The organism is Paracoccus ravus, assembly GCF_004522175.1.
Taxonomy (GTDB): domain Bacteria; phylum Pseudomonadota; class Alphaproteobacteria; order Rhodobacterales; family Rhodobacteraceae; genus Paracoccus; species Paracoccus ravus.
Genome location: NZ_SDEB01000008.1, coordinates 1 through 21,852 on the forward strand (window position 1 = coordinate 1; position 21,852 = coordinate 21,852).

The 21,852-nt window shown below is 64.6% G+C and carries 21 protein-coding genes; 5 read left to right on the forward strand and 16 right to left on the reverse strand.

What is annotated here, in order from left to right:
* Positions 1-181 precede the first annotated feature (181 nt).
* Positions 182-2,560, reverse strand: a complete 2,379-nt coding sequence (locus ESZ60_RS08480; RefSeq protein WP_134680149.1) for an arylsulfatase — start codon at positions 2,558-2,560, stop codon at positions 182-184.
* A 260-nt stretch (positions 2,561-2,820) separates the two neighbouring features.
* Here ESZ60_RS08480 and ESZ60_RS08485 point away from each other — a divergent pair, with 260 nt between their 5' ends.
* A complete protein-coding gene (locus ESZ60_RS08485) occupies positions 2,821-3,525 on the forward strand; it encodes a Crp/Fnr family transcriptional regulator (protein ID WP_134680150.1) in 705 nt (234 codons plus the stop codon).
* A 344-nt stretch (positions 3,526-3,869) separates the two neighbouring features.
* Here the strand turns inward: ESZ60_RS08485 and gyrB are convergent, their stop codons facing one another.
* The 10 genes from gyrB to ESZ60_RS08535 form a co-directional block, all read right to left on the reverse strand.
* Complete coding sequence (gene gyrB, locus ESZ60_RS08490; RefSeq protein ID WP_134680151.1) at positions 3,870-6,305, reverse strand: DNA topoisomerase (ATP-hydrolyzing) subunit B; 2,436 nt, start codon at positions 6,303-6,305, stop codon at positions 3,870-3,872.
* 93 nt (positions 6,306-6,398) lie between these two features.
* On the reverse strand, positions 6,399-6,734 hold the full coding sequence (locus tag ESZ60_RS08495; protein WP_134680152.1) for a DUF1491 family protein: 336 nt from the start codon (positions 6,732-6,734) through the stop codon (positions 6,399-6,401).
* Positions 6,727-7,638 carry a GTPase Era gene (era, locus tag ESZ60_RS08500; protein ID WP_134680153.1) on the reverse strand — a complete coding sequence of 304 codons (912 nt, stop codon included), beginning with the start codon at positions 7,636-7,638 and terminating at the stop codon, positions 6,727-6,729. Before era ends, ESZ60_RS08495 begins: the two co-directional genes overlap by 8 nt.
* Entirely contained in the window at positions 7,635-8,324 is a 690-nt protein-coding gene (gene rnc, locus ESZ60_RS08505) for a ribonuclease III (RefSeq protein ID WP_134680154.1), read from the reverse strand. The genes era and rnc overlap by 4 nt, the downstream gene beginning before the upstream one ends.
* 42 nt (positions 8,325-8,366) lie before the next feature.
* The gene (gene lepB, locus ESZ60_RS08510; RefSeq protein ID WP_134680155.1) at positions 8,367-9,158 is read right to left on the reverse strand and encodes a signal peptidase I; all 792 of its coding nucleotides are present in this window, start codon (positions 9,156-9,158) and stop codon (positions 8,367-8,369) included.
* 56 nt (positions 9,159-9,214) lie between these two features.
* Entirely contained in the window at positions 9,215-9,649 is a 435-nt protein-coding gene (acpS, locus tag ESZ60_RS08515; RefSeq protein WP_134680156.1) for a holo-ACP synthase, read from the reverse strand.
* Positions 9,646-10,380, reverse strand: a complete 735-nt coding sequence (locus ESZ60_RS08520; protein ID WP_134680157.1) for a pyridoxine 5'-phosphate synthase — start codon at positions 10,378-10,380, stop codon at positions 9,646-9,648. Before ESZ60_RS08520 ends, acpS begins: the two co-directional genes overlap by 4 nt.
* Before the next feature lie 28 nt (positions 10,381-10,408).
* Positions 10,409-11,236 (reverse strand): 4-(cytidine 5'-diphospho)-2-C-methyl-D-erythritol kinase, encoded by an 828-nt coding sequence (locus tag ESZ60_RS08525; RefSeq protein ID WP_134680158.1) that lies wholly within the window; start codon positions 11,234-11,236, stop codon positions 10,409-10,411.
* Position 11,237: 1 nt separating this feature from the next.
* Entirely contained in the window at positions 11,238-13,064 is a 1,827-nt protein-coding gene (locus ESZ60_RS08530) for a tetratricopeptide repeat protein (protein WP_245155629.1), read from the reverse strand.
* Positions 13,065-13,160: 96 nt separating this feature from the next.
* Complete coding sequence (locus ESZ60_RS08535; protein WP_134680159.1) at positions 13,161-14,807, reverse strand: electron transfer flavoprotein-ubiquinone oxidoreductase; 1,647 nt, start codon at positions 14,805-14,807, stop codon at positions 13,161-13,163.
* Positions 14,808-15,079: 272 nt separating this feature from the next.
* Between ESZ60_RS08535 and greA the strand changes: the two genes are divergently transcribed.
* The gene (greA, locus tag ESZ60_RS08540) at positions 15,080-15,550 is read left to right on the forward strand and encodes a transcription elongation factor GreA (protein WP_134680160.1); all 471 of its coding nucleotides are present in this window, start codon (positions 15,080-15,082) and stop codon (positions 15,548-15,550) included.
* A gap of 15 nt (positions 15,551-15,565) precedes the next feature.
* Positions 15,566-16,477, forward strand: coding sequence for a hypothetical protein (locus ESZ60_RS08545; RefSeq protein ID WP_134680161.1), 912 nt, complete (start codon positions 15,566-15,568; stop codon positions 16,475-16,477).
* On the opposite strand, the gene ESZ60_RS08550 is transcribed toward ESZ60_RS08545, so the two are convergent.
* Positions 16,474-17,064: a GNAT family N-acetyltransferase gene (locus ESZ60_RS08550; protein ID WP_134680162.1), complete on the reverse strand. Its 591-nt coding sequence runs from the start codon at positions 17,062-17,064 to the stop codon at positions 16,474-16,476. The genes ESZ60_RS08545 and ESZ60_RS08550 overlap by 4 nt on opposite strands.
* An 80-nt stretch (positions 17,065-17,144) precedes the next feature.
* On the opposite strand from ESZ60_RS08550, the gene ESZ60_RS08555 reads away from it, so the two are divergent.
* Together ESZ60_RS08555 and ESZ60_RS08560 are read left to right on the forward strand one after the other, a co-directional pair.
* Complete coding sequence (locus ESZ60_RS08555) at positions 17,145-17,939, forward strand: AzlC family ABC transporter permease (protein WP_245155630.1); 795 nt, start codon at positions 17,145-17,147, stop codon at positions 17,937-17,939.
* Positions 17,936-18,265, forward strand: coding sequence for an AzlD domain-containing protein (locus tag ESZ60_RS08560; protein WP_134680163.1), 330 nt, complete (start codon positions 17,936-17,938; stop codon positions 18,263-18,265). The genes ESZ60_RS08555 and ESZ60_RS08560 overlap by 4 nt, the downstream gene beginning before the upstream one ends.
* Here ESZ60_RS08560 and ESZ60_RS08565 read toward each other — a convergent pair.
* From ESZ60_RS08565 to ESZ60_RS08580, 4 genes are read right to left on the reverse strand one after another with little or no spacing between them, the layout of a single operon-like run.
* Positions 18,250-18,897, reverse strand: coding sequence for a hypothetical protein (locus ESZ60_RS08565; RefSeq protein WP_134680164.1), 648 nt, complete (start codon positions 18,895-18,897; stop codon positions 18,250-18,252). The two genes, ESZ60_RS08560 and ESZ60_RS08565, sit on opposite strands and share 16 nt — an antisense overlap.
* A gap of 21 nt (positions 18,898-18,918) precedes the next feature.
* A complete protein-coding gene (locus ESZ60_RS08570; protein ID WP_134680165.1) occupies positions 18,919-19,071 on the reverse strand; it encodes an aa3-type cytochrome c oxidase subunit IV in 153 nt (50 codons plus the stop codon).
* Between the two features lie 59 nt (positions 19,072-19,130).
* Entirely contained in the window at positions 19,131-20,153 is a 1,023-nt protein-coding gene (locus tag ESZ60_RS08575) for an MBL fold metallo-hydrolase (RefSeq protein ID WP_245155631.1), read from the reverse strand.
* Positions 20,150-21,841, reverse strand: a complete 1,692-nt coding sequence (locus ESZ60_RS08580; protein WP_134680166.1) for an acyl-CoA dehydrogenase — start codon at positions 21,839-21,841, stop codon at positions 20,150-20,152. Before ESZ60_RS08580 ends, ESZ60_RS08575 begins: the two co-directional genes overlap by 4 nt.
* Positions 21,842-21,852 lie beyond the last annotated feature (11 nt).

Sequence of the window (21,852 nt, forward strand, 5' to 3'; positions counted from 1 at the left end):
AGTTATAGGATTTCCAGTTCGTGGTTCGGTAGCGGGCAGGTGCGGAGTTCGTCATGCCGAGCGGATTAACCCACCAGAATCGCCGAGTGAATCCGTCAGATCCGAAAGTTCTGCAACAATGCCCATTTGATTGCTCCAGCCTTGCCGGACGCCCGACGGCTAGTCGGGCGCCCGCCAGGTCCTATCTCTTGAGATCAACCACCACTTCTTCAAGATCGCCCTGGAAGTCGAAGGGCGCCTTGTAATCGGTGGTGACTGTCGTGCCGGTATCCGTTCCGACATCCTGGTTTTCCGAGAGCGAATACTTGAACGGCGTCGTCTGCTCGATGGCACCCGATCCGGCAGCTTGACCGTCGATCGACAGCGTCACCGTGCCGTTCTTGCCCATCTCCTTGCCGCCCTCATAGGCGAAGTCCATCTTCAGCTCATGCTCGCCAGCAGGGACAGCGCTGTCGCTTTCGACTGAATAGACCGCGACGTCGATATAGTTATGCGCGGCCTTCAGCTTGCCGTCCTTGAGATAGAAGGCCCAGCCGCCGGTATTGCCGCCCTGGGTGAAGATCATGCCATTGGCATTCTCCTCGACCTTGACCTTGGCGGTGACGCTGAAGGACTTGTTCTTCAGGTCCGGCGCCGAGGATTCCGGCAGCCCGGCAAGCACGCCGGTATAGGTGAAGCTTTCGCGCCCGCCCGCGAGGTTCGGCTTGCCGGTCCCCTCGGCGCTGAAGCGCTCGGCCCCGCGCCAGTCAAGCGGCAGCGCCTTGTTCTTGGACGCCTCGGCCCACCACAACGCCTTCAGCTCTTCCAGCTTGTCGGGATTCTCGGCTGCAATGTCCTTGGCCTGGGAGAAGTCCTCGTCGAGGTTATAGAGCTCCCACTTGGCCTTCAGCGGGTCGAATTCGCCGCGGACCGGGTCCCAGGGCTCGAAGGACAGCGAGGCTGCCCACCAGCCTTTGTCATAGATGCCGCGGTTCACGAACATCTCGAAATACTGGCTGGTGCGGACCTCATCGGCCTTGGCATCATCCAGAACGCTGAGAAAGCTCTTGCCCTGGATCGGGGTCTGGGCTGTGCCGTTCACGCTGCGCGGTTCGGGGATATGGGCCGCCTCCAGGATGGTCGGGGCGATGTCGATGACATGCAGGAACTGGGTGCGGATCTCGCCAGCCTTCTGGAAGCGGGCGGGCCATTTCACGATCATCGGGTTGCGAACGCCGCCGAGGTGGCTCGCGACCTGCTTGGTCCATTGGAAGGGAGAATCGACCGCCCAGGCCCAACCTGCCGGGAAGTGGTTGAAATGCAGTTCGGTCCCGATCTCGTCGATCCGGTCGATCATGTCCTCGGTCTTCATCAGATAGGCGTTGAAGAAGGCGTTCTCGTTCAACGTGCCATCGAAACCGCCCTCCGCCGAGGCGCCGTTGTCGCCGACGATATAGATGATCATCGTGTTGTCGGCATCGGGCAGGGTCTTGACGTAGTCAAGCACGCGCCCGACCTCATAATCGACCTGCTCGCCGTAAGCGGCGAAGACCTCCATCATCCGCGTATAAAGCTTCTTCTGGTCGTCGTTCAGGCTGTCCCAGGCCGGCAGGCTGGCAGGGCGCGGGGTCAGCTCGGCATTGGCCGGGATGATACCGCGTTCTTTCTGACGCTCGAAGGTCTGTTCGCGGTATGCATCCCAGCCCATGTCGAACTTGCCCTTGTATTTGTCGATAAGCTCCTTCGGAGCCTGATGCGGGGCATGGGTCGCTGCGGGCGCAAGATAGGCAAACCAAGGTTTGTCGGGCTGAATTGCCTCGAGCTTCTTCAGCCAGTCGATGGTGTGATCGGCAAGATCGGTGCTCAGATAGTAGTTCTCGCCATTGGGCGTGCCGATCGGGGTCTGGTTCTCGAAGAGATAGGGGCGGATCTGGTTCGTGTCACCGGCCATGAAGCCGTAGAAATAGTCGAAGCCCAGTCCGTTCGGCCAATGGTCGAAGGGCCCAGCGGCGCTGGTCTCGTAGATCGGGGTGTTGTGGTTCTTGCCGATCCAAGCAGTGACATAGCCGTTCTGGCGCATGATCTCGGCAACCGAGGCCGTGTCCTTGGGAATGACCCCGGTATAGCCGTCATACCCGGTGGCCAATTCAGTAATGACCCCGGTCCCGGCGACATTGTGGTTGCGCCCGGTCAGCAGCGCCGCCCGCGTAGGCGAACACAGCGCCGTGGTGTGGAACCGCGTGAAGGTCAGGCCCTCCTTGGCCAGCTCGTCCATCTTGGGCGAGGGAACCGCACCGCCGGTCACGTCGAACTGCCCGAAGCCCACGTCGTCGAGCAGCACCAGCAGGACGTTGGGCGCGCCTTCCGGGGCCTTGATCGGGGCCGGGAAGACGGCGGGATCGGCATTCAGATAGGTGGTGCCGACATTGCCGCTGAATTTCTGTTCTGCATAGGGCAGCGTGACCTGCCCGTTCTGGGCACCGATCGGCACATCCGCCGACTGGGCATGTGCAGAGATCCCGAAGCTCGCGGCCATGAATGGCAGCGCAAGCAGGCATCGGGATAGTCCGAGCTTCTTCATCAGATGACTCCGTGGTTTCAGGCGGGCCTGGAAAGCCCGTCGGCTTCAATCGGGGTAATTCATCTTGGGCACGCAAAGGCCTGCCCTTCAGGTCGCAGGGAATGGAGCAAATGCCGAAGCAAAAGATTGTCTCCTGTCAGCACTTTCGGCGTGATAGCGAGACCCAGGGTCGAACTTCTTTGGTGCCGCTCCACCTCAATTGACTAACATGTGCCTCAGGCATAACTTGCACAATTAAGTGCAAATTGGAAAAATTTTGAATGACCGAGCATGACCTGCAGGGAGTATTTCACCGCAGGGGCTGGCTTGCCGCCCAGCCCGAGGAATTCCGCAAAGCCTGGCTCAATCTCGCCGAGTTCAGCGAGCTTTCCGTCGGAGAACTGCTCTTTTCCCTCGGTGGCCCGCCCGGTGGCGTTTACGGCATCGCCGAGGGTTACGCCGATGTTCTCATCGCCTCGGGCTATATCACCCCCGCCCTGGCGCATATTGCCCGCCCCGGCTGGTGGGTCGGCGAAGCAACCGCGCTCACTGGTTCACCGCGCCGCGTCGAGATCCGCGCCCGCACCGACCTGAAGGTCTGCTGCGTCTCTCTGCAGGGAATCGAAAGCCTCGAGGCGCAGTTTCCCCGCCTGTGGCGCACGCTTGCGCAGCTGACCGTGCTGCATCTCGACAATGCGCTGATGTATGCCTCGGCTGTGACCAAGGGGGACGCACGGACCAAGATCTTGAGCACCCTGATCAGGCTGGCGGGGCCGGAAATGACGAGCGACGCGGTCATCTCGGTCCCTTGCACGCAGCAGGAACTTGGCGAGATGGCTGGCCTGCACCGAAACAGCGCAGGACCGGTCCTGCGCAGCCTGGAACGCGACGGCCTGATTGCGCGCGTGACCTACAGTCAAATCGCATACAACCCTGTGCGACTGGCCCATATCAGCGAGAAGGAGCTGAGCAGCGGAGCACGGTGATTTCCCTCCGATCGCATCGTACGAATGTCGGCTAAGGGCTCTTCGCGACCGCACCGACCGTCACAGTTTGCGCTGCGTTGTCAGCCCATCTACGCCACGGCGAGGTCGGCTCCAGCTTTATAATCAAGCTTTATGGGCGATGAGGCGCCATTTAAGTGGTACTTATAATTCGTGGGCAAGGAGCGGCTGGCTCGCCAGGCGCCCTATATCGGAACGAAGTCTGCCTATAGGAGCGCTCGCTCTTTTATGGGTAATTGATTTTATTAAATAATTTACGGAGATCAGGTTTCGGGACGCGCAACTTTATGCGCTACGCGCAACGTTATGTGCGTCCCTACAAACAATCAAATATCCAAATTCTCTACGCTCAAAGCATTCTGCTGGATGAAGTCGCGACGGGGTTCCACGACATCGCCCATCAGCTTGGTGAAGATGTCGTCGGCCTCGCTGAGGTCCTCGATGCGGACCTGCAGCATGGTGCGCGCCGCAGGATCCAGCGTGGTCTCCCAGAGCTGCTCTGGGTTCATCTCGCCCAGACCTTTGTAGCGCTGCAGCGACAGGCCCTTTTCCCCTTCGAGGAAGATCGCCTGCAATAGCCCGAGCGGGCCGTGGATCGGGATGTCGCGGTCCTTGCGGATCAGATGCGCGGTCTCGCCATAGACATCCTGAAGGCTGTCTGTCATCGCGCCGAGGCGGCGGCTTTCGCCGCTGCGCAGCATGATGCCGTCAAGGGTGCGGGATTCCTCGACGCCGCGCAGGGCGCGGGACAGGCGGATGCCGCCGTCCTGCGTCGGGCGGCCGGACCAACCGCGCTCATACTCTTCGGCGATCATGTCGAGGCGTTTGGCGACGGCCTCGGCCACGCCTTGCGCATCGGCATCGACCCGGCCCTGCACCAAGGCGCCCGCGATCGCGGCCTGCTCGGTGATATGGCTCGGGTAATGGGTGGGATAGGCGCGCAGGATGCGGCGCGCAGTGCGGGCCTCATCGACCACGCGGGCAAGGTCCGCGCCCGAGATGTTCTCGCCATTGCCGAGGCGCAGCGAGGCCCCCTCGACGCCCTGCTGGATCAGGTAATCTTCGAGCGCGGCCTCGTCCTTCAGATAGACTTCGGAGCGGCCCCGGCTGACCTTATAAAGCGGCGGCTGGGCGATGTAGAGATGCCCGGCCTCGATCAGCTCGGGCATCTGGCGGAAGAAGAAGGTCAGAAGCAGCGTCCGGATATGCGCGCCGTCCACGTCGGCATCTGTCATGATGACGATCTTGTGGTAGCGCAGCTTGCCGAGGTTGAACTCGTCGCGGCCGATCCCGGTGCCGAGCGCGGTGATCAGCGTGCCGACCTGATCGCTGCTGAGCATCCGGTCGAAGCGGGCGCGCTCGACGTTCAGGATCTTGCCGCGCAAAGGCAGAACGGCCTGGTTCTGGCGCGAGCGGCCCTGCTTCGCTGAACCACCTGCCGAGTCACCCTCGACGATGAACAGCTCGGAGAGCGCCGGGTCCTTTTCCTGGCAATCGGCGAGCTTGCCGGGGAGGGAGGCCACATCCATCGCGGTCTTGCGGCGGGTCAGTTCGCGGGCCTTGCGGGCGGCCTCGCGGGCCAAGGCCGCCTCGATGATCTTGCCGACGATCTGCTTGGCCTCGGCGGGGTTCTCTTCGAACCACTCGCTCAGCTTCTCGTTGACGAGGCTCTCGACTGCGGGGCGCACCTCGGAGGAGACCAGCTTGTCCTTGGTCTGGCTCGAGAATTTCGGGTCCGGCACCTTGACCGACAACACGCAGGTCAGGCCCTCGCGGGCGTCGTCGCCCGTGAAATCGACCTTCTCGCGCTTCGCTACGCCGCTGGTCTGCGCATAGCTGTTGATGACGCGGGTCAGCGCGCCGCGGAAGCCCGCCATATGCGTGCCGCCATCGCGCTGCGGGATGTTGTTGGTAAAGGGCAGCACCGTCTCATGGTAGCTGTCATTCCACCACATCGCGACTTCGATGCCGATGCCGTTCTTTTCGCCCTGGATGAAGATCGGGTCGGACATGACCGGGCTTTTCGAGCGGTCGATGAATTTCACGAATTCGCGCACGCCGCCTTCGTAGAAAAGCTCGGTGCGCAGGGGCTCGGCGGGGCGCTCGTCCTCGAGGATGATGCGCACGCCCGAGTTCAGGAAGGCCAGTTCCCGCAGCCGATTTTCCAGCGTCTTGTAGACATAGTCGAGATTCGAGAACGTCCCATTGCCGCCATCGGCCTTGGACGAGGCCAGGAAGCGCACCTCGGTGCCTTTTTCGTCCGGCGCTTCGCCCACGACGCGCAAATGCTCAACCGTGTCGCCATGCTCGAAGCGAGCGACATGTTCCTTGCCATTGCGCCAGACGCGCAATTCCAGCCAATCCGACAGCGCGTTCACGACCGAGACCCCGACGCCGTGAAGGCCGCCCGAAACCTTGTAGCTGTTCTGGTCGAATTTCCCGCCCGCATGCAGTTGGGTCATGATGACTTCGGCTGCCGAGACGCCCTCGGTCGGGTGCATGTCGACCGGAATGCCGCGCCCGTTGTCGCGCACCGAAACCGAGCTATCGGCATGGATCTTAACGCGGACGAAATCGGCATGACCGGCCAGCGCCTCGTCGATGCCGTTGTCCACGACCTCATAGACCATGTGATGCAGGCCCGACCCGTCGTCGGTATCCCCGATATACATGCCGGGGCGCTTGCGCACCGCTTCCAAGCCCTTGAGAACCTTGATGGAATCGGCACCATATTCGGAGGTCTGAAGGGCGGGTTCGGTCATGGTTTTCTTATCCTGCCTTGGGTCCCCATCTTATAGTGGGTCGCGGTCGGAATGTCACGGGAAAGCCACAAGATTTGGTGGCTTTAGGGGGGGTCAGACCAGCCCCGGCTGATCCAGCAGGGTGGTCCCGTCGCGGCTTTCGATCTCGATCACCCAGAGGTCAGGATCGCGGCCGGAATGGCGGGCGATCTCGGTGTCGATCTCGGGCTCGGCAGCCTCGGAGAGCCGCACCCATGGGCGCAGATCGGTCTCGAAATCCCATTCCCGCGCCCAGAGGCTCGCCCGCCCGTTCAGCGTCGCGCATTTGACCATGACGGCCCCCGCCGTGTCATCGCCATGGCGGAGGACATAGGCGGGGATATCGGCAAGCTGCAGCCGCTTGAGATAGGCCGAGACCCAGATCCCGGCCGCCAGTCTTGCTTCAGGCATCGCCGTCTTTGAAATCGAGGCCCATCTCGTTGTAACGCTCGGCCTCGTCGAGCCAGTTCTCGCGCACCTTCACCTGCAGGAACAGATGAACCGGGCGGCCCATGAATTCCGTAAGCTCGGCGCGGGCGGCCTGACCGACGGCCTTGATGGTCTCGCCGCCCTTGCCAAGGACGATACCCTTATGGCCGGGACGGGCGACATAGACGATCTGATCGACGCGGGCCGAGCCGTCCTTCTTCTCTTCCCATTTCTCGGTCTCGACCGTGAGCTGGTAGGGGATTTCCTCGTGCAGGCGCAGGGTCAGCTTTTCGCGCGTGATCTCGGCTGCGATCATGCGCATCGGCAGATCGGCCACCTGATCCTCGGGGTAAAGCCACGGGCCTGCGGGCACTTCCTGCGCCAGCCAATCCATCAGGTCCCCGCAGCCATAGCCTTTTTCCGCCGAGATCATGAAGGTCGCCGCGAATTCGAAAGCTGCGTTGACCTTTTCCGACAGGGCCAGAAGCTGCTCGGCCTTGACGCGGTCGATCTTGTTGATGACCAGCGCGACCGGGGTCTTGCCGGCATGTTCGCGCAGATTGTCGATGATCGACTGTGCGCCATCGGTCAGCCCGCGATGGGCCTCGATCAGGAACAGGATGACGTCGGCATCCGCAGCGCCGCCCCATGCGGCCTTGACCATCGAGCGGTCCAACCGGCGGCGCGGACGGAAGATGCCGGGCGTGTCCACGAAGACGATCTGCGCGTTCTCATGCATGGCGATGCCGCGGATGCGGGCGCGGGTCGTCTGCACCTTGTGGGTGACGATCGAGACCTTGGCCCCGACCATCTGGTTCAGGAGGGTGGATTTCCCGGCATTGGGTTCGCCGATCAGGGCTGCGAAGCCCGCGCGCGTTTCGGTCATGTGGTTCCTTCGATCTGCCCGAGCAGGGCCGTGGCGGCTGCCTGTTCGATGCTGCGTTTCGTGCCCTGGCCACTCGCGACGGCTTCGCGCCCATCGTCCAGCCGGACAGTGATTTCGAATTCCGGGGCATGGTCCGGCCCCGAGCGGGAAGTCTGGACATAGCGCGGCGGGCTCATGCCATTGGCTTGCGCCCATTCCTGCAAGGCCGTCTTGGCGTCGCGCGAATCGTCGTCGACGTTCTTCAACCTTTCGGCCCAAAGCGCCAGAATAACCTCGCGTGCCTTGGGGAAACCGGCATCCAGATAGACGGCGGCCAGCACCGCCTCCATCGCGTCGGCAAGAAGCGCCTCCTTGCGCCGCCCGCCGGTCTTCATCTCCGAGCGCCCGAGCTTGAGCACCTCGCCAAGGCCGATCTCGCGGGCGACGGAGGCGCAGGTCTCGCCCTTGACCAGCGCATTGTAGCGCGGGGCCATCTGGCCCTCGGTCGCGGCGCGATCCGCCGAGAACAGCGCCTCGGCCATGGTCAGGCCGAGGACGCGGTCGCCGAGGAATTCGAGGCGCTGGTTGTCGGGACGCGTGGCCGTCGAGATCGAGCCATGCGTCAGCGCGCGTTGCAGCAGTTCGGGCCGGGCGAAGTCATGGCCCAGTCGCTCGCAAAAGGTTTGCAGTTCGGCAGAAATCTTCATGTTCCGATCCTGCCACGGCCCCCCTTCCGCGGCAATTCTTCCTTAATCGACGGCCTTGAAGAAGCGGTCGGCCCGCCAGGTCCAGAAATACAGGAGCGACTTGCCCGCCGAGGAGAACATGATCCGGTCGGCGCGACCGATCAGATATTCCGCCGGGACCATGCCGACGCCGCCTGCCGAGGCCGGCCAGCGCGAGTCGCCCGAATTGTCGCGGTTGTCGCCGAGGAAGAAGTAATTCCCCTCGGGCACGGTGAATTCCGGCGTATTGTCGCCCGGACCGTTATCGGCAAGGTTCAGCACGTCGTGGCTCACGCCATTCGGCAGGGTCTCGGTCAGACGCTCGGAGACGCATTGGCCGTTATCGGCGGCGCGGATCTGGCTGGGGCAGGGCAGGCTGCCTTGCGGGCCTTGCGGGGCCTGCGCCTCGATGAAGTCGCCACTCGGGGTCTGAGGGACTTCTTGCCCGTTCAGATAGACGACGCCGCCCTTGATCTGCACGCGATCGCCCGGCAGGCCGATCAGGCGCTTGATGAAGTCATCGCCGCGCGTCGGGTGGCGGAAGACCACGACATCGCCGCGCTCGGGCTCCGAGCCCAGCAAGCGCCCCGAGATCGGGCAGATCGAGAACGGGCAGGAATGCGCGGAATAGCCATAGGCCATCTTGTTCACGAACAGGAAGTCGCCGATCAGCAGCGTGTCCTTCATGCTGCCCGAAGGGATCCAGAAGGGCTGGAAGAAGAGCGTGCGGAAGATACCCGCGATCAACAGTGCCCAGAACACTGTCTTCACGGTTTCCCAGATGCCGCCATCCTTGCGGGCTTCGCTTTTGGCCATTCGCCTGTCCCTTCATGCGGAAGTCGCGCGTTCATGGGACGTGCGACGGGATAAAGTCAAGCCGGAGCGCCCGGAATCGGCGGCTCGGGCATATCCTCGGGAAGGGCTTCGATCAGCACGAAAGCCTGCGCCCAAGGGTGGTCGTCGGTCAGCGTGACATGGACGCGGGCGCGATGGCCGGGCGGGGTCATCGCGGCCAGACGCGCCGCGGCCCAGCCCGTCAGTTCCATCGTCGGCATGCCCGAACGCAGGTTCCTGACGGCCATGTCCTTCCAGCTGATCCCCATCGCAAGCCCGGTGCCGAGCGCCTTGGAGCAGGCCTCCTTGGCGGCCCAGCGTTTCGCCAAGGTCGCGGCTTCCAGCTTGCGCCGCGCGGCAAGGGCCAGTTCTGTCTCGGTAAAGACACGGTTACGGAAGCGATCGCCGTGGCGTTCCAGCACCCCCGCGATACGGTCGATATTGGCCAGATCCGAACCGATCCCCAAAATCATGCGCGGGCGGCGTCCATGCGGGCGCGCATTTCGCGAATGGCGTCGTCCAGACCGACAAAGACGGATTCCGCGATCAGGAAATGGCCGATGTTCAGTTCCATGATCTCGGGGATCGCCGCGATCGGGCCAACCGTGTCGAAGGTCAGGCCGTGACCGGCATGAACCTCAAGGCCAAGACCATGCGCCAAGGCCGCCGCCTTGCGCAGCGCCGCCAGCTCGGCATCGCGTTCGGCAAACCGCCCCTCGGTGTCGAAATCGCAATAGGCCCCGGTATGCAATTCAACGACTGCCGCGCCGATCCGGGCCGCGGCCTCGATCTGGCTGCGCTCATGGCCGATGAACAGCGACACACGGCAACCCGCTTCGCGCAAAGGCGCGATGAAATCGGCCAGATAAGCCTCGTTGCCGGCGACATCCAGACCGCCCTCGGTCGTACGCTCTTCGCGCTTTTCGGGCACGATGCAGACCGCGTGGGGACGATGGCGCAGCGCGATGGCCTGCATTTCCGCCGTTGCCGCCATCTCGAAATTCAGAGGCAGGCGCAAGGCAGCCATCAGATTGTCGATATCGGCGTCCGAGATATGGCGGCGGTCTTCGCGAAGATGGGCAGTGATACCATCGGCCCCGGCGGCTTCGGCCAGTTCGGCGGCGCGCACCGGATCGGGCCAAGGCGTGCCGCGTGCATTGCGGATTGTAGCGACATGGTCGATGTTCACGCCAAGGCGAAGCATGGGTTTTCCTCCGGGATTCTCACGCGTTCTAGAATGTCTGCGGCACAGGCGCGAGTCCCGATGCGATGACCCACCAGCCGGGACGAGTGGCAGAGATCGCGGCCTGAGCGGCCTGCGCGGCCTGCGCGCTCTCAAAGATCCCGAAACAGGTCGCGCCCGAGCCGGACATCCGCGCCAATTCCGCCCCGGCTTGCTCCAAAGCGGCCAGGCAGGTGCCGATCTGGGGCATCAGCGCAATCGCCGGGGGCTGCAGATCATTGCGGCATTCCCGTAGGAAGTCGATCAACGCCGCCGCATCGGGGAAAGCGGGCAGGGTCTCGGGCATGGGCGCATTGTCGCGCCGGGTCAGCGCGCGAAAGACCGCAGGGGTCGAGAGGCCCTGCAGCGGGTTGACCAGCACGAGATGCAGGTCCGGCAGCGCGGGCAGCGAGTCGAGGATCTCGCCCAAGCCGCGCATCCGCGTCGGACGTCCGGCCATGCAGACCGGAACATCCGCCCCCAGCGCCTCGGTTCCGGCGGCGGGTGCCCCGAAGGCGCGCAGGACAGCCGCCGCATCGGCAGAACCCCCGCCAATGCCCGAAGCGACCGGAAGGTTCTTTTCCAGAGTGATCGCCGCCTCGCGCCCCGCCAGACGGGCGGCGCGCAGGCAGAGATTGTCGGGATCAGCGGCCAGACCAGGACCGAAGGGACCGGTCAGGTCCAGCGAAAGCGGGCCCTCGCGCAGGGTCAGCACATCGCCCATGTCCAGAAACACCACCAGCGAGTCGAGCAGGTGGAAGCCGTCGGCGCGCTGGCCGGTGACATGCAGCGTCAGGTTCAACTTGGCGGGCGCAAGCTCGCGCCGGGGCAGCAGCATGTTAATTCTTGGCCGGCTCCGGGACCGCGGGCTGAGGTGCGCCGCCGGCGGATTGTTCTTCGGCCAGAATGGCATCCAGTCCCCGCTCGAGCTTGGCGCGGATACGCGCGGCATCGCTTTCCTTTTCCGGCTTCAGCGACAGGGCGCGCTGCCATTGAATCTCGGCCTCGCGATGGCGACCGACCATCCAGTAGATGTCGCCCATATGATCATTGACCAGCGAATCCGCGGCCATCGCGGCCACGGCGCGCTCCATCGGGGCGACGGCCTCGTCATAGCGACCCAGCCGGAAATAGGCCCAGGCGAGCGAGTCGACGATATAGCCGTCATCGGGGCGCAATTCGACCGCGCGCTGGATCAGGTCCAGCGCCTCGTCGAGCTTCTCGCCGCGATCTACGAGGCTATAGCCCAAATAGTTCAGGATCTGGGCGGAATCAGGCCGGATCTTGAGCGCCTCGCGCAGGTCCTTTTCGGCCTTGGGAAACTGGCCCGACCGTTCAAGCGCGATGCCGCGGGCGTAAAGCGGGAACCAGCGGGCCTCGGCGGATTGGTCGCCGATAAGATCCAGTGCCTTGTCATAGGCGGGCACGGCCTGTGCGAACTTGTCCTGCTGGCGCAGCAGGTCACCCAGCGCAATCCAGCCCTGCGCCATGTCGGGCTGCGCGGCGGTCAGGGCCAGAGCGGCTTTTTCCGCGTCATCCAGTCGCTCGGCGCGGGCAAGCGCGTCGATGCGCGACAATTGCGCGATCGGGCGCATGTCCCCAAGATCGCGCAGCGCCTCGAATTCGCGTTCGGCCAGATCGAATTGGCCAAATCCCTGCAGCAATTGCGCGGTCAGCAGCCGCGCCTCACCCAGATGCGGCGCAAGATAGGCCGCAAGCCGGGCATGGATCAGGGCGATGGGATCGGGCTCTTCGGCGGTGGCCAGCACGCCGGCAAAGGTCAGATAGGCCTGGGCGACACCGTCGGCCGGATTGCGCACCGAGTCAAAGGGCAGGGTCTGCCCCTGTTTCAGCCGGTCGCGCATGGCGACAAGCTGCGGCTCTTCTGCGAAGCCCGGCGTCGCCTCGAGCATGGCGACGGCATCGGCATTGCGCTCCAGTTGCGACAGGATCTGCGCGCGGGCGGTGACGCCCATCAGATGCGAACCCGTCTCGGGATCGGCCAGCAGCGCCTCGGCCCCCTCGTAATCGCCGACCACGGCCTTGGCGAGCGCGAGATGATAATTCACCATGGGCCTCGCGCCGCGGATCTTGCCCAGATCCTCAAAGGCGGTCAGCGCCTGACGCGCATTCCCCGCCCCCAGCAGGGCCCAGGCCCGCATCAGCCGATCCAGAAGCATATTCGCCGCAGCACCGGGGTCGTTGGGCGTCGCGCCCCGACCGCTTTCCCTGTCGATATCGCCGATCAAGTCCTGCCAGCGCTCGGTGCGGGCAAGCTCGGTGCGCTGCATCAGCTTGGCAAGCTCGGTTGCCCGCCCCTGTTCGGACATGGTCGATGAGAGTGCCGCCGCGCGCTCCATATTGCCGGCCGAGATCAGGGAAACCAGCGCGGAATCCTGAAGGAAGGGGTCGGTATCGTCCTGCGCCATCGCCTGAAGATAGTAATTGGCGGCGCTGCTGTAATCATTGCCGATCGCGGCCTGCCTTGCCGCCAGATAGGGACCGGCCAGGCCGCGTATCGCGGGGGCGGCCGGGACCGGGTTCGCGGGGTTTGCGGGGCCGGTCGTGGTGTTTTGGGCCAGAACCGGCGCTCCGATGGCCGGAGCGGCAATCAGCGGCGCGGAGGTCAGCGCGATCAGCGCCAGCGGGATCAATCTTTTGGTCACGGCTTTGGCCCAGTCCTTGGCAATACGCGTTCAGACCCTAGCTGTCCCGGCGACAATGGGCAACGCCGCTGCAAGCCACGGCATGGCCCGGCCGGATCACATATTCGGGTAATTCGGCCCGTCGCCGCCCTGTGGCGTCGTCCAGTCGATATTCTGTGACGGGTCCTTGATATCGCAGGTCTTGCAATGCACGCAGTTCTGGAAATTGATCTGGAACTTTGGCCCGTCCTCGCCCTCGAGCACTTCATAGACCCCGGCGGGGCAGTAGCGCTGCGCGGGCTCGGCATATTCCGGCAGGTTCACCCGGATCGGCACCGAGGGATCCCTGAGCCGCAGGTGGCAGGGCTGGGATTCCTCGTGATTGGTGAAGCTGAAACTGACATTGGTCAGGCGGTCGAAGCTGAGCTTCCCGTCCGGCCGGGGATAGTCAATCACCTTGAAATCCGCGGCCTTGCCCGTCGCTTCGGCATCGGTCTTGCCGTGTTTCCAGGTGCCCAGAGGATTCCAGCCGGTCAGGTTCGCGACCCACATGTCGAAGCCGCCAAGCGCGAGGCTGGCAGTCAGTCCAAGGCGCGACCAGACCGGCTTGACGTTGCGCACGGGCTTGAGGTCGCGCGCGACGTCGCCGGAGCGGATCTCGGCCTCATAGGCGGCAAGCTCATCGCCCTCGCGGCCCGCGGCGATCGCCTCGGCCGTGGCTTCGGCGGCGGCAATTCCAGAGAGCATGGCGTTATGGTTGCCCTTGATGCGCGGCACGTTCACCAGCCCCGCCGAGCAGCCCAAAAGCGCTGCGCCGGGCACGATCAGTTTCGGGATCGATTGCCAGCCGCCCTCGGAAATCGCTCGCGCACCGTAAGCCACGCGCTTGCCGCCTTCGAGCAGATCCGCGACCAGCGGGTGATGCTTGAAGCGCTGGAACTCCATATAGGGGTAAAGATGCGGGTTGGCGTAGTTCAGGTGCACCACAAAGCCGACCACGACCTGATTTCCGCCCATGTGATAGATGAAGCTGCCGCCGCCCGCATTCTTGCCAAGCGGCCAGCCCATCGTATGGGTCACGGTGCCGGGCCGTGCCTTGGCGGGGTCGATCTCCCAGATTTCCTTCATGCCGAGGCCGAATTTCTGCGGCTCATGCCCGGCGGAAAGATCGTATTTCCCGATCAATTCCTTGGCGAGCGATCCCCGCACGCCCTCGGCGATCAGCACATATTTGCCGCGCAACTCCATGCCGGGCTCGTATTGCGGGCCAGGCGTGCCGTCGGGCTCCAGTCCCATTTCGCCGGCGACGACGCCCGCGACGCGGTCGCCTTCATAGACCAGCTGCGAGCAGGCCATGCCGGGAAAGATCTCTACCTCCAGCGCCTCGGCCTGTTCCGCCAGCCAGCGGCAGACATTGCCCATGCTGACGATGTATTTGCCGTGGTTCGACATCAGGGGGGGCATCGGCCAGTTCGGGACACGCATCTGCCCGCCTTCGCCGAGAATGTAGAAATTATCCTCGTTCACCTCGGTCTCGACGGGCGCGCCGCGTTCCTTCCAGTCGGGGATGAGCTTGTCCAGTCCGGCGGTGTCGAGCACCGCGCCGGACAGGATATGCGCCCCGATTTCCGAGCCTTTTTCCAGCAGCACGACCGAAAGCTCGGGATTGACCTGCTTGAGCCGGATTGCCGCCGACAGCCCCGCCGGGCCGCCGCCAACGATTACGACGTCATATTCCATCGACTCGCGGACGATCTCGGTCATGGCTCGGCCCCTTGCTCCCTGGCTCATTCTCTGCGGTCACAGGTAGCGCGTCGTCCGGCTGCGGGCAATGCTGACCCGACGGGCGGCAGAGCATGAAAATCCGGGCACCGGCAAATGATCGCAGGCGATTTCCGCGGGACTTGAAACGCGAAGCCAATCGCGCCACGATGCCGCAAAATTCGATGAACGCCCTCGGCCCAAGGTCGGGGGCGTTCCAACGCCTTGTTATCGCGAAAGACATGCAGCCGCTGACGCGCGGCCGGAAGGACGAGATGGAAAAGATACCGATGACCCGTGCAGGTTTTGACCTGCTGGACGAGGAACTGCGCGAATTGCGCGCAGTCGATCGCCCTGCCGTCATCCGCGCCATTGCCGAGGCGCGAGAGCATGGCGACCTGTCTGAAAATGCCGAATATCACGCGGCCCGCGAAAAGCAGAGTTTCGTCGAGGGCCGGATCAAGGAACTCGAGGGCATCATCTCGCGCGCCGAGGTCATCGACCCGTCGAAATTCTCGGGCAGCGTCAAGTTCGGCGCGACCGTCACGCTGGTCGACGAGGATACCGAGGAAGAGCGCACCTATCAGATCGTCGGCGAGGCCGAGGCCGATCTGGAACGCGGTCTTTTGAATATGCGCTCGCCCCTGGCGCGGGCGCTGATCGGAAAGGACGAAGGTGACAGTGTCGAGGTCGTCACGCCCGGCGGCGGGAAATCCTATGAGATCATTTCCATCCGTTTCATCTGACGGGGGATCGGGCGCGTGAATGCGCTCGATTCCCTGCGCCGGGTCGCGGCGGAGCAGTCCCGCGCCCGGCTTCCGGCAATCGGTGCGCTGGCCAGTCTGGTCTGGCTGGCACTGGTGGCCCTGTTCGCCTGGCTCGATCCCAGAGAGGCGTCGGATGGCCTGACCGGCTGGCTGGTCTGGATTCTGGGCGCGGCGCTGCCCTTGGGGCTGATCTGGTTCGCGATCTGGTCCGCCCGCAGTCTGGCCCTGCTGCGCCAGGAAGCCGAGGATCTGCGCGCGAGCCTGCGCGAGATCAGATCGGGCACTTCGCCCGCGCATGAGCCGCGACTGGCCCCCCGCAGCAAGATGGCGTCCCTTCCTGCATCGGCATCTCGGCCACGTCCCGCGAACGATATGCGGCAGGCACCGCTGGATCTGGGGGGCGAAGCTGCTCCCGAACTGACGCCCGACGAGCTTTTCTTTGCCCTGAACTTTCCCGACGGTCCGGATGACCGCGAGGCGATTCGCTGCCTGCGCCTTGCTCTGGCCGATCCCGGCCTTGCCCGGCTGATCCGTGCCGCGCAGGATGTCGTCACGCTGCTGGCGGGGCAGGGGGTCTATATGGACGATCTGGACATTCCGGCGACCCTGCCCCTGCTGTGGCAGCGCCTTGCCGAGGGCAAGCGCGGCCCGGATCTGGCCGGGCTTGCCGTGATCGAGGATCGGGATGCGACGGCAAAGACGGCGGCCATGATGCAGACTGATCCGGTCTTTCGTGACGTCGCGCATCATTTCCTACGCCATTTCGACCGGCTTTTGTCGCGCCGTGCCGAAACCGACCCGCCCGAGCTTCTGGCGATCATGTCGGAAAGCCGCTCCGGGCGGGCCTTCCTTTTGCTGGGTCAGGTCAGCGGTCTGTTCGGCAGGGCCGGACAAGAGCCGGGCTAGATTACCCGCCGCAGGACATGGGCGGGCGGATGCCATGGCCAGCCCAGCCTTTGCCGCCCGGCATGATGGAAGCCCAGGGCGAGCCACGCGGCGAGGGCCGCGTGATTGCGCGCCTCGACCTCGGCCATGAGCGCGGGGTGGCCCAGGTCGCGGGCCTCTTGCAGGGCCGCTGCAACAAGCGCCCGGGCGACGCCCCGGCCGCGCCAATGCGGACGCACCGCGACACCGTCCAGGATCAGGTCGGGGGTCTCGCGGCCGGGCCGATGCAACCTGCTACCCAGATGCCGCATCCCGCCGCGGACGCCCCCGAACACCTGATGGAAATCCGCGGCTGCGGGCGAGAGAAAACCGCCCTGCGCGCCGCGCAAGCCGGCAATGCCGACCAGCGTGCCACGATCGCTCACCGCCGCGAGCGCGCGGCTCGCGACCATGACGGCGGCGATCAACGCTGCGCCGTCGCGCGGATGGGTTGGCACCGGCTGAAGGCCCCCGCCCAATCCGCGCCAGTAAAGCCGCGCGGCCGCGCCGCGCAGATGCGTCGGCACGCCTCGATGGATGGTAAAGACCGCGTTCCGGCTTGCCGTCAAATTTCGCCCACCCTTGCACCTGCGCTCGGCTTTGGCCAATCTGGCGCAACCTTCCAGCGCAAGTCGATACCGTTTCCACCATGACCTATCCAGACAGTCCTTTGGCGATGACGCCCGAGGCCAAGCCCGTCCTGACGCCCGAGCAGCAGAGGGTCCTGGCTCGCAGCCCGGCGCAATGCTTTCGGCATGGCATCGTGCAATCCCTGCCGTTCCTGCTGGTGCTGGTCCCGTTCGGCCTGCTTTTCGGGGTTCTCGCCGCCGAGGCGGGGCTGGATCTGGCGCAGGTCATGGGCTTTTCGGTGCTGGTGCTGGCGGGAGCTTCGCAATTCACGGCGGTCCAGCTTTTGACGGATCATGCGCCGGTGCTGATCGTGATCCTCTCGGCGCTGGCGGTGAACTTGCGCATGGCGATGTATTCGGCCTCGCTCGTGCCCTGGCTGGGGAATGCGAAACCAAAGCAGCGCGCCATGGTGGCCTATCTGCTGATCGACCAGACCTATGCCCTGTCGATCAGGCAGTTCGAGGACAATCCTCGCTTGCGCATGGATCAGCGCATCGCCTATTTCGTCGGAACGGCGGTCTGCGCCTGCACGCCTTGGCTGATCGCCAGCGCCTTGGGATTTCTGGTCGGCCGCGCCATCCCGGAAAGCTGGGCGCTGGATTTCGCGCTGCCGATCACCTTTCTTGCGATGATCGCGCCGATGCTGCGTTCGCTCGCGCATATCGCGGCGGCGGGCGTTTCCATCGTCGCGGCGCTGGTCTTCACGGTCTTGCCCTCGGGGCTGGGTATCCTGCTGGCTGCGCCGCTTGCGATGGCGACCGGGGCCTGGGTTGAAAAACGCACGGAAGGCCTGCGGGCGGAGGCACGGACATGAGCGGCTTTGACCTGAAGATCTGGTTCGTGATCCTTGTGCTGGGGATCGGCACCTATCTGATCCGCTGGTCGTTTCTGGGTGCCATCGGCAATCGCGAGATCCCGGAATGGGCGGCGCGGGCGCTGCGCTACACGCCCGTGGCGGTGCTGCCCGCCATTGCCGCGCCGCTGGTGGTCTGGCCCGCCGCAACCGGGGGCGAACCCGATCCGGTGCGGCTGACGGCGGCGGCGGTCACGCTGGGCGTGGGGCTTTTGACCCGCAACACACTTCTGGCGATCGTTGCGGGTCTGATCGCGCTTTTCGGGATGCTTTATCTCTGGGCGTGAAGCTGACCGTCATTGCCATAGCCCATGACCACGCCGTCCTTCTGGCGCAGCAGGACATCGTGGTTATTGGCCGGATCGCCGTCCATGTGCTTTTTCGACGTCACGCCCGGCAGCGTCAGGAACCAGTTGCGCAGGTTCAAGGGTGAAAAGCCCGTTGGCGCGCCCTCAAAGCCCGGCACGCGGCTCAGCGCCGTGCCGGTATTGACCGCGCAGAAGCTCTTGTTCGAGGCCCCTTGCCGCTCGACCGAGCGGATCGCGGCCTCGGCCACTTCCAGCGGAACCTGCACCGTGTCCTCGGCCACCCAATAGGTCTGGCGGGCGTGGTAATCGATGTAGAAATTCTTGAAATTCGGAGTGATCCCGTAAAGCACGTCATGCCGTTCCGGGATCGAGGGGTGTCTCCAGCTGCCTGCGGGATCGTAGATCACGCGCTGCGTGCCGTTGATCATCACAGCCGAATGGCCGCCTTCGCCGCGCGGAATGCCGATCACCGTCAGAAGCGTGATCGAGGGCGGCTCGTTCGACACATAGCGGGCCCTGCGGACGGCCTCGTCGCTGGCCCAGTTATTGTCGGCACCGCAAGCCGCAAGCGCAGCCGGCAGCGCCAGCGCGAGGAAGGCACGCCTTTGCATTCTTATTCTCCGAGGATTGTGTCAGGCGTTCGCGAGCGCGAGAAAGACCAGCACGGCGATCGACAGCCCGACCACCCAGGTCGAGACCTTGATGAAGCCGGCAAAGGTCTTTTGATGGACCGAGATGTCCATCTCACCATGCCGGTGTTCGGTGACTTCGTGATGCGAGGCCATGTGTTCCCCTGTTCGCAACGCCGCTCTGGGCACAGGGATAGCCCAAGCGTCGCGCCCTGTCACGCCCCCCAGAGTATCGCGCCTTGATCGGTCTTGCCTCGGGGCCACACCTGTCCCCGGGCGCGCAGGTGGTTGATATGGCCGACGGCCTCGGCCAAGGCCAGACCGAATTCGGGCTTCGAGATCATCCGGCGATAAAGCAGGTCGAAACAGCCGACGGTTGTGCGCGGTTCCTCGCGCAGACCTGCCAAAAGGCGCTCCAGCGCGGCGTTCTGGTTCTCGATCAATTGGCGCAAGCGGGTCGGCAAGCCGCGATAGGGCAGTTTGTGACCGGGCAGGACAAGTTGTTCGGGCCGGGCAAAGGCTTGCAGGCGGCGGCACGACTCGATCCATGCGCCCACGGTGTCTGCGTCGGGCTCATTCGGATAGACCCCCAGATTGGGCGAGATCGAGGCCAGCAACTGATCGCCGCCAATCACCAGATCATCGTCCATCGACCACAGGGTGACATGTTCCGGGGCATGGCCCTCACCCATGCGGATGGTCCAGCGTCGGTTGCCAAAGCGGACCTCGCCGCCATCGACAAGCCGCAGATAGCCCGGCGGCATCGGCGCGCTGGCATCGGACATGTTGAACGGGCGCTCGGCGGCGCGCTCGGCGATCATCGCCGCGTCCATCCCGGCCGCGCGCCAGAAGGCCAGGGCCTGAGGTGTCGGACGTTCCTGCACGTCGAGGATGCTCATCCGCGCCATCAGCCAGGCCGTGCGCGAGGTCCATAGCTCGGCCCCCTGCGCCTGAAACCAGCCCGCGAGACCGATATGGTCCAGATGATGATGCGTCGCGATCAGGCGGTTGACCGGGGCGCCGCCCAAGGGACCGGCAAGCAACCCTTGCCAGATCTCGCGGGTATCGGGGGTGTCGATCCCGGTATCCACCACGGTCCAGCCGTCCTCGTCGCGAAAGGCATAGACATTCACGAGGCTGGGCTTGAAGGGCAAAGGCATCTGCATCCACAGCACGCCCGGCGCGATTTCATGCGCTGTGCCCGCGGTGGGGCCGGTATCTGTCAGAGTCTTGATCACCCCGCCATCTGGCCAAGGAACAGGCTGTCGTCAAGGGCTTCCAGATCCGCAACGCCCGCCTTTGCCACCGCGAGATCGGCCGCGAATTGCGGCAGGACGCGGGTGATGTGGATGCGCGCCAGCGTGACGCTGCCACCTCTGGTCGCGGCACGCAGATGGTAATGCGCGCCCAGCACCCGGGCAAAGGCCATCAGATAGGGCACCGCCCCGGCGAAACGGTCGGGCAAATCGCGCTCGATCAGATCCAGCGTCACCTCGCGCAGGGTTTCGGCCGCCTGCCAGACCTGATTGGCCAGTTCGGGCAATGTGGCCTGCGCCAGTTTCGCGCCGTCGAGGATCTCGTCCAGAAGCGCGGTCGCCGCCGCGCCGCCATCGCCAAATTTGCGGCCGACGAGGTCCATGGCCTGAATGCCGTTGGTTCCCTCATAGATCGAGGTGATGCGGACATCGCGCAGATATTGGGCGATGCCGGTTTCCTCGACATAGCCCATGCCGCCATGCACCTGCACGGCAGTATCGGCGACGCGGGTGCCCGTCTCGGTGCCATAGGCCTTGGCGATCGGCGTCAGGAATGCCGCGCGGGCGGCCCAATCGGCGCTGCCGGTGGCGCGGGCCATGTCGATGGCGACCGCGCAGGACAGGCACAGTGCCCGGGCGGCAAAGACTTCGGCGCGGGAGGTCGCCAGCATCCGGCGCACATCAGGATGGCGGATGATCGGGCCCATCTGGTTGCGCTCGGCGGCATAGGCGCTGGCCTGTTGCAAGGCCGCCTCGCCCTGTGCCACGCCTTGGATACCGACCCCGAGCCGGGCGCAGTTCATCATCGTGAACATGGCGGCCATGCCCTTGTGCTCTTCGCCGACTAGCCAGCCTTGCGCGCCCTCGAAACTCATCACGCAGGTCGGGCTGCCATGGATGCCCAGCTTGTGTTCCAGGCTGACGACGCGCAAATCGTTGGCGATGCCCGGCTTGCCTTCGGCATCGGGGATGTATTTGGGGACCATGAACAGGCTGATGCCACGCGTGCCCGGCCCGCCATCCGGCAGGCGCGCCAGAACCAGATGGCAGACATTCGCGGTCACGTCGCTGTCGCCCCAGGTGATGAAGATCTTTTGCCCCGAGATGCGGTAGGTGCCGTCCTCGGCGCGCTCGGCCCGCGAGGTCAGCGCGCCGACATCCGAGCCCGCGCCCGGTTCGGTCAGGTTCATCGTGCCCGACCATTCCCCGGAATTGAGCTTGGGCAGATAGAGCGCCTTCAGCGCCTCGCTGCCATGATGCTCCAAGGCCTCGATCTGGCCCTGCGTCAGCAGCGGGTTCAGTTGCAGCGCCAGACAGCCCGAGGCGACCATTTCCATGACGGCCATGTTCAACGCCTGCGGCAGGCCCATGCCGCCATGTTCGGGGCTGGCGGCAAGGCCGATCCAGCCGCCCTCGGCCAGCGCGCGGAAGGCATCGGCAAAGCCGGGCGAGGAGCGCAGCGCGCCGTTTTCCAGCCGCGCGGGGGTCAGGTCGCCGGCGCGATTCACCGGGGCGATGATTTCCGTGGCCAGTCGTCCGGCCTCGGTCAGAATGGCGTTGACGGTTTCGGGCGTGGCCTCGGCAAACAGGTCGGAACGGCTGACTTCGGGAAGTCCCGCGACCTCGTTCAGGATGAACGCGATCTGCTCGACTGGCGCGGTATAAGGCATCTTCCCCCCTT

Coding starts and splice junctions, on each gene's coding strand:
- ESZ60_RS08480 (WP_134680149.1), bottom strand. CDS start 2,560: ATGAAGAAGCTCGGACTATCCCGATGCCTGCTTGCGCTGCCATTCATG.
- ESZ60_RS08485 (WP_134680150.1), top strand. CDS start 2,821: ATGACCGAGCATGACCTGCAGGGAGTATTTCACCGCAGGGGCTGGCTT.
- gyrB (WP_134680151.1), bottom strand. CDS start 6,305: ATGACCGAACCCGCCCTTCAGACCTCCGAATATGGTGCCGATTCCATC.
- ESZ60_RS08495 (WP_134680152.1), bottom strand. CDS start 6,734: ATGCCTGAAGCAAGACTGGCGGCCGGGATCTGGGTCTCGGCCTATCTC.
- era (WP_134680153.1), bottom strand. CDS start 7,638: ATGACCGAAACGCGCGCGGGCTTCGCAGCCCTGATCGGCGAACCCAAT.
- rnc (WP_134680154.1), bottom strand. CDS start 8,324: ATGAAGATTTCTGCCGAACTGCAAACCTTTTGCGAGCGACTGGGCCAT.
- lepB (WP_134680155.1), bottom strand. CDS start 9,158: ATGGCCAAAAGCGAAGCCCGCAAGGATGGCGGCATCTGGGAAACCGTG.
- acpS (WP_134680156.1), bottom strand. CDS start 9,649: ATGATTTTGGGGATCGGTTCGGATCTGGCCAATATCGACCGTATCGCG.
- ESZ60_RS08520 (WP_134680157.1), bottom strand. CDS start 10,380: ATGCTTCGCCTTGGCGTGAACATCGACCATGTCGCTACAATCCGCAAT.
- ESZ60_RS08525 (WP_134680158.1), bottom strand. CDS start 11,236: ATGCTGCTGCCCCGGCGCGAGCTTGCGCCCGCCAAGTTGAACCTGACG.
- ESZ60_RS08535 (WP_134680159.1), bottom strand. CDS start 14,807: ATGACCGAGATCGTCCGCGAGTCGATGGAATATGACGTCGTAATCGTT.
- greA (WP_134680160.1), top strand. CDS start 15,080: ATGGAAAAGATACCGATGACCCGTGCAGGTTTTGACCTGCTGGACGAG.
- ESZ60_RS08555 (WP_245155630.1), top strand. CDS start 17,145: ATGACCTATCCAGACAGTCCTTTGGCGATGACGCCCGAGGCCAAGCCC.
- ESZ60_RS08560 (WP_134680163.1), top strand. CDS start 17,936: ATGAGCGGCTTTGACCTGAAGATCTGGTTCGTGATCCTTGTGCTGGGG.
- ESZ60_RS08565 (WP_134680164.1), bottom strand. CDS start 18,897: ATGCAAAGGCGTGCCTTCCTCGCGCTGGCGCTGCCGGCTGCGCTTGCG.
- ESZ60_RS08570 (WP_134680165.1), bottom strand. CDS start 19,071: ATGGCCTCGCATCACGAAGTCACCGAACACCGGCATGGTGAGATGGAC.
- ESZ60_RS08580 (WP_134680166.1), bottom strand. CDS start 21,841: ATGCCTTATACCGCGCCAGTCGAGCAGATCGCGTTCATCCTGAACGAG.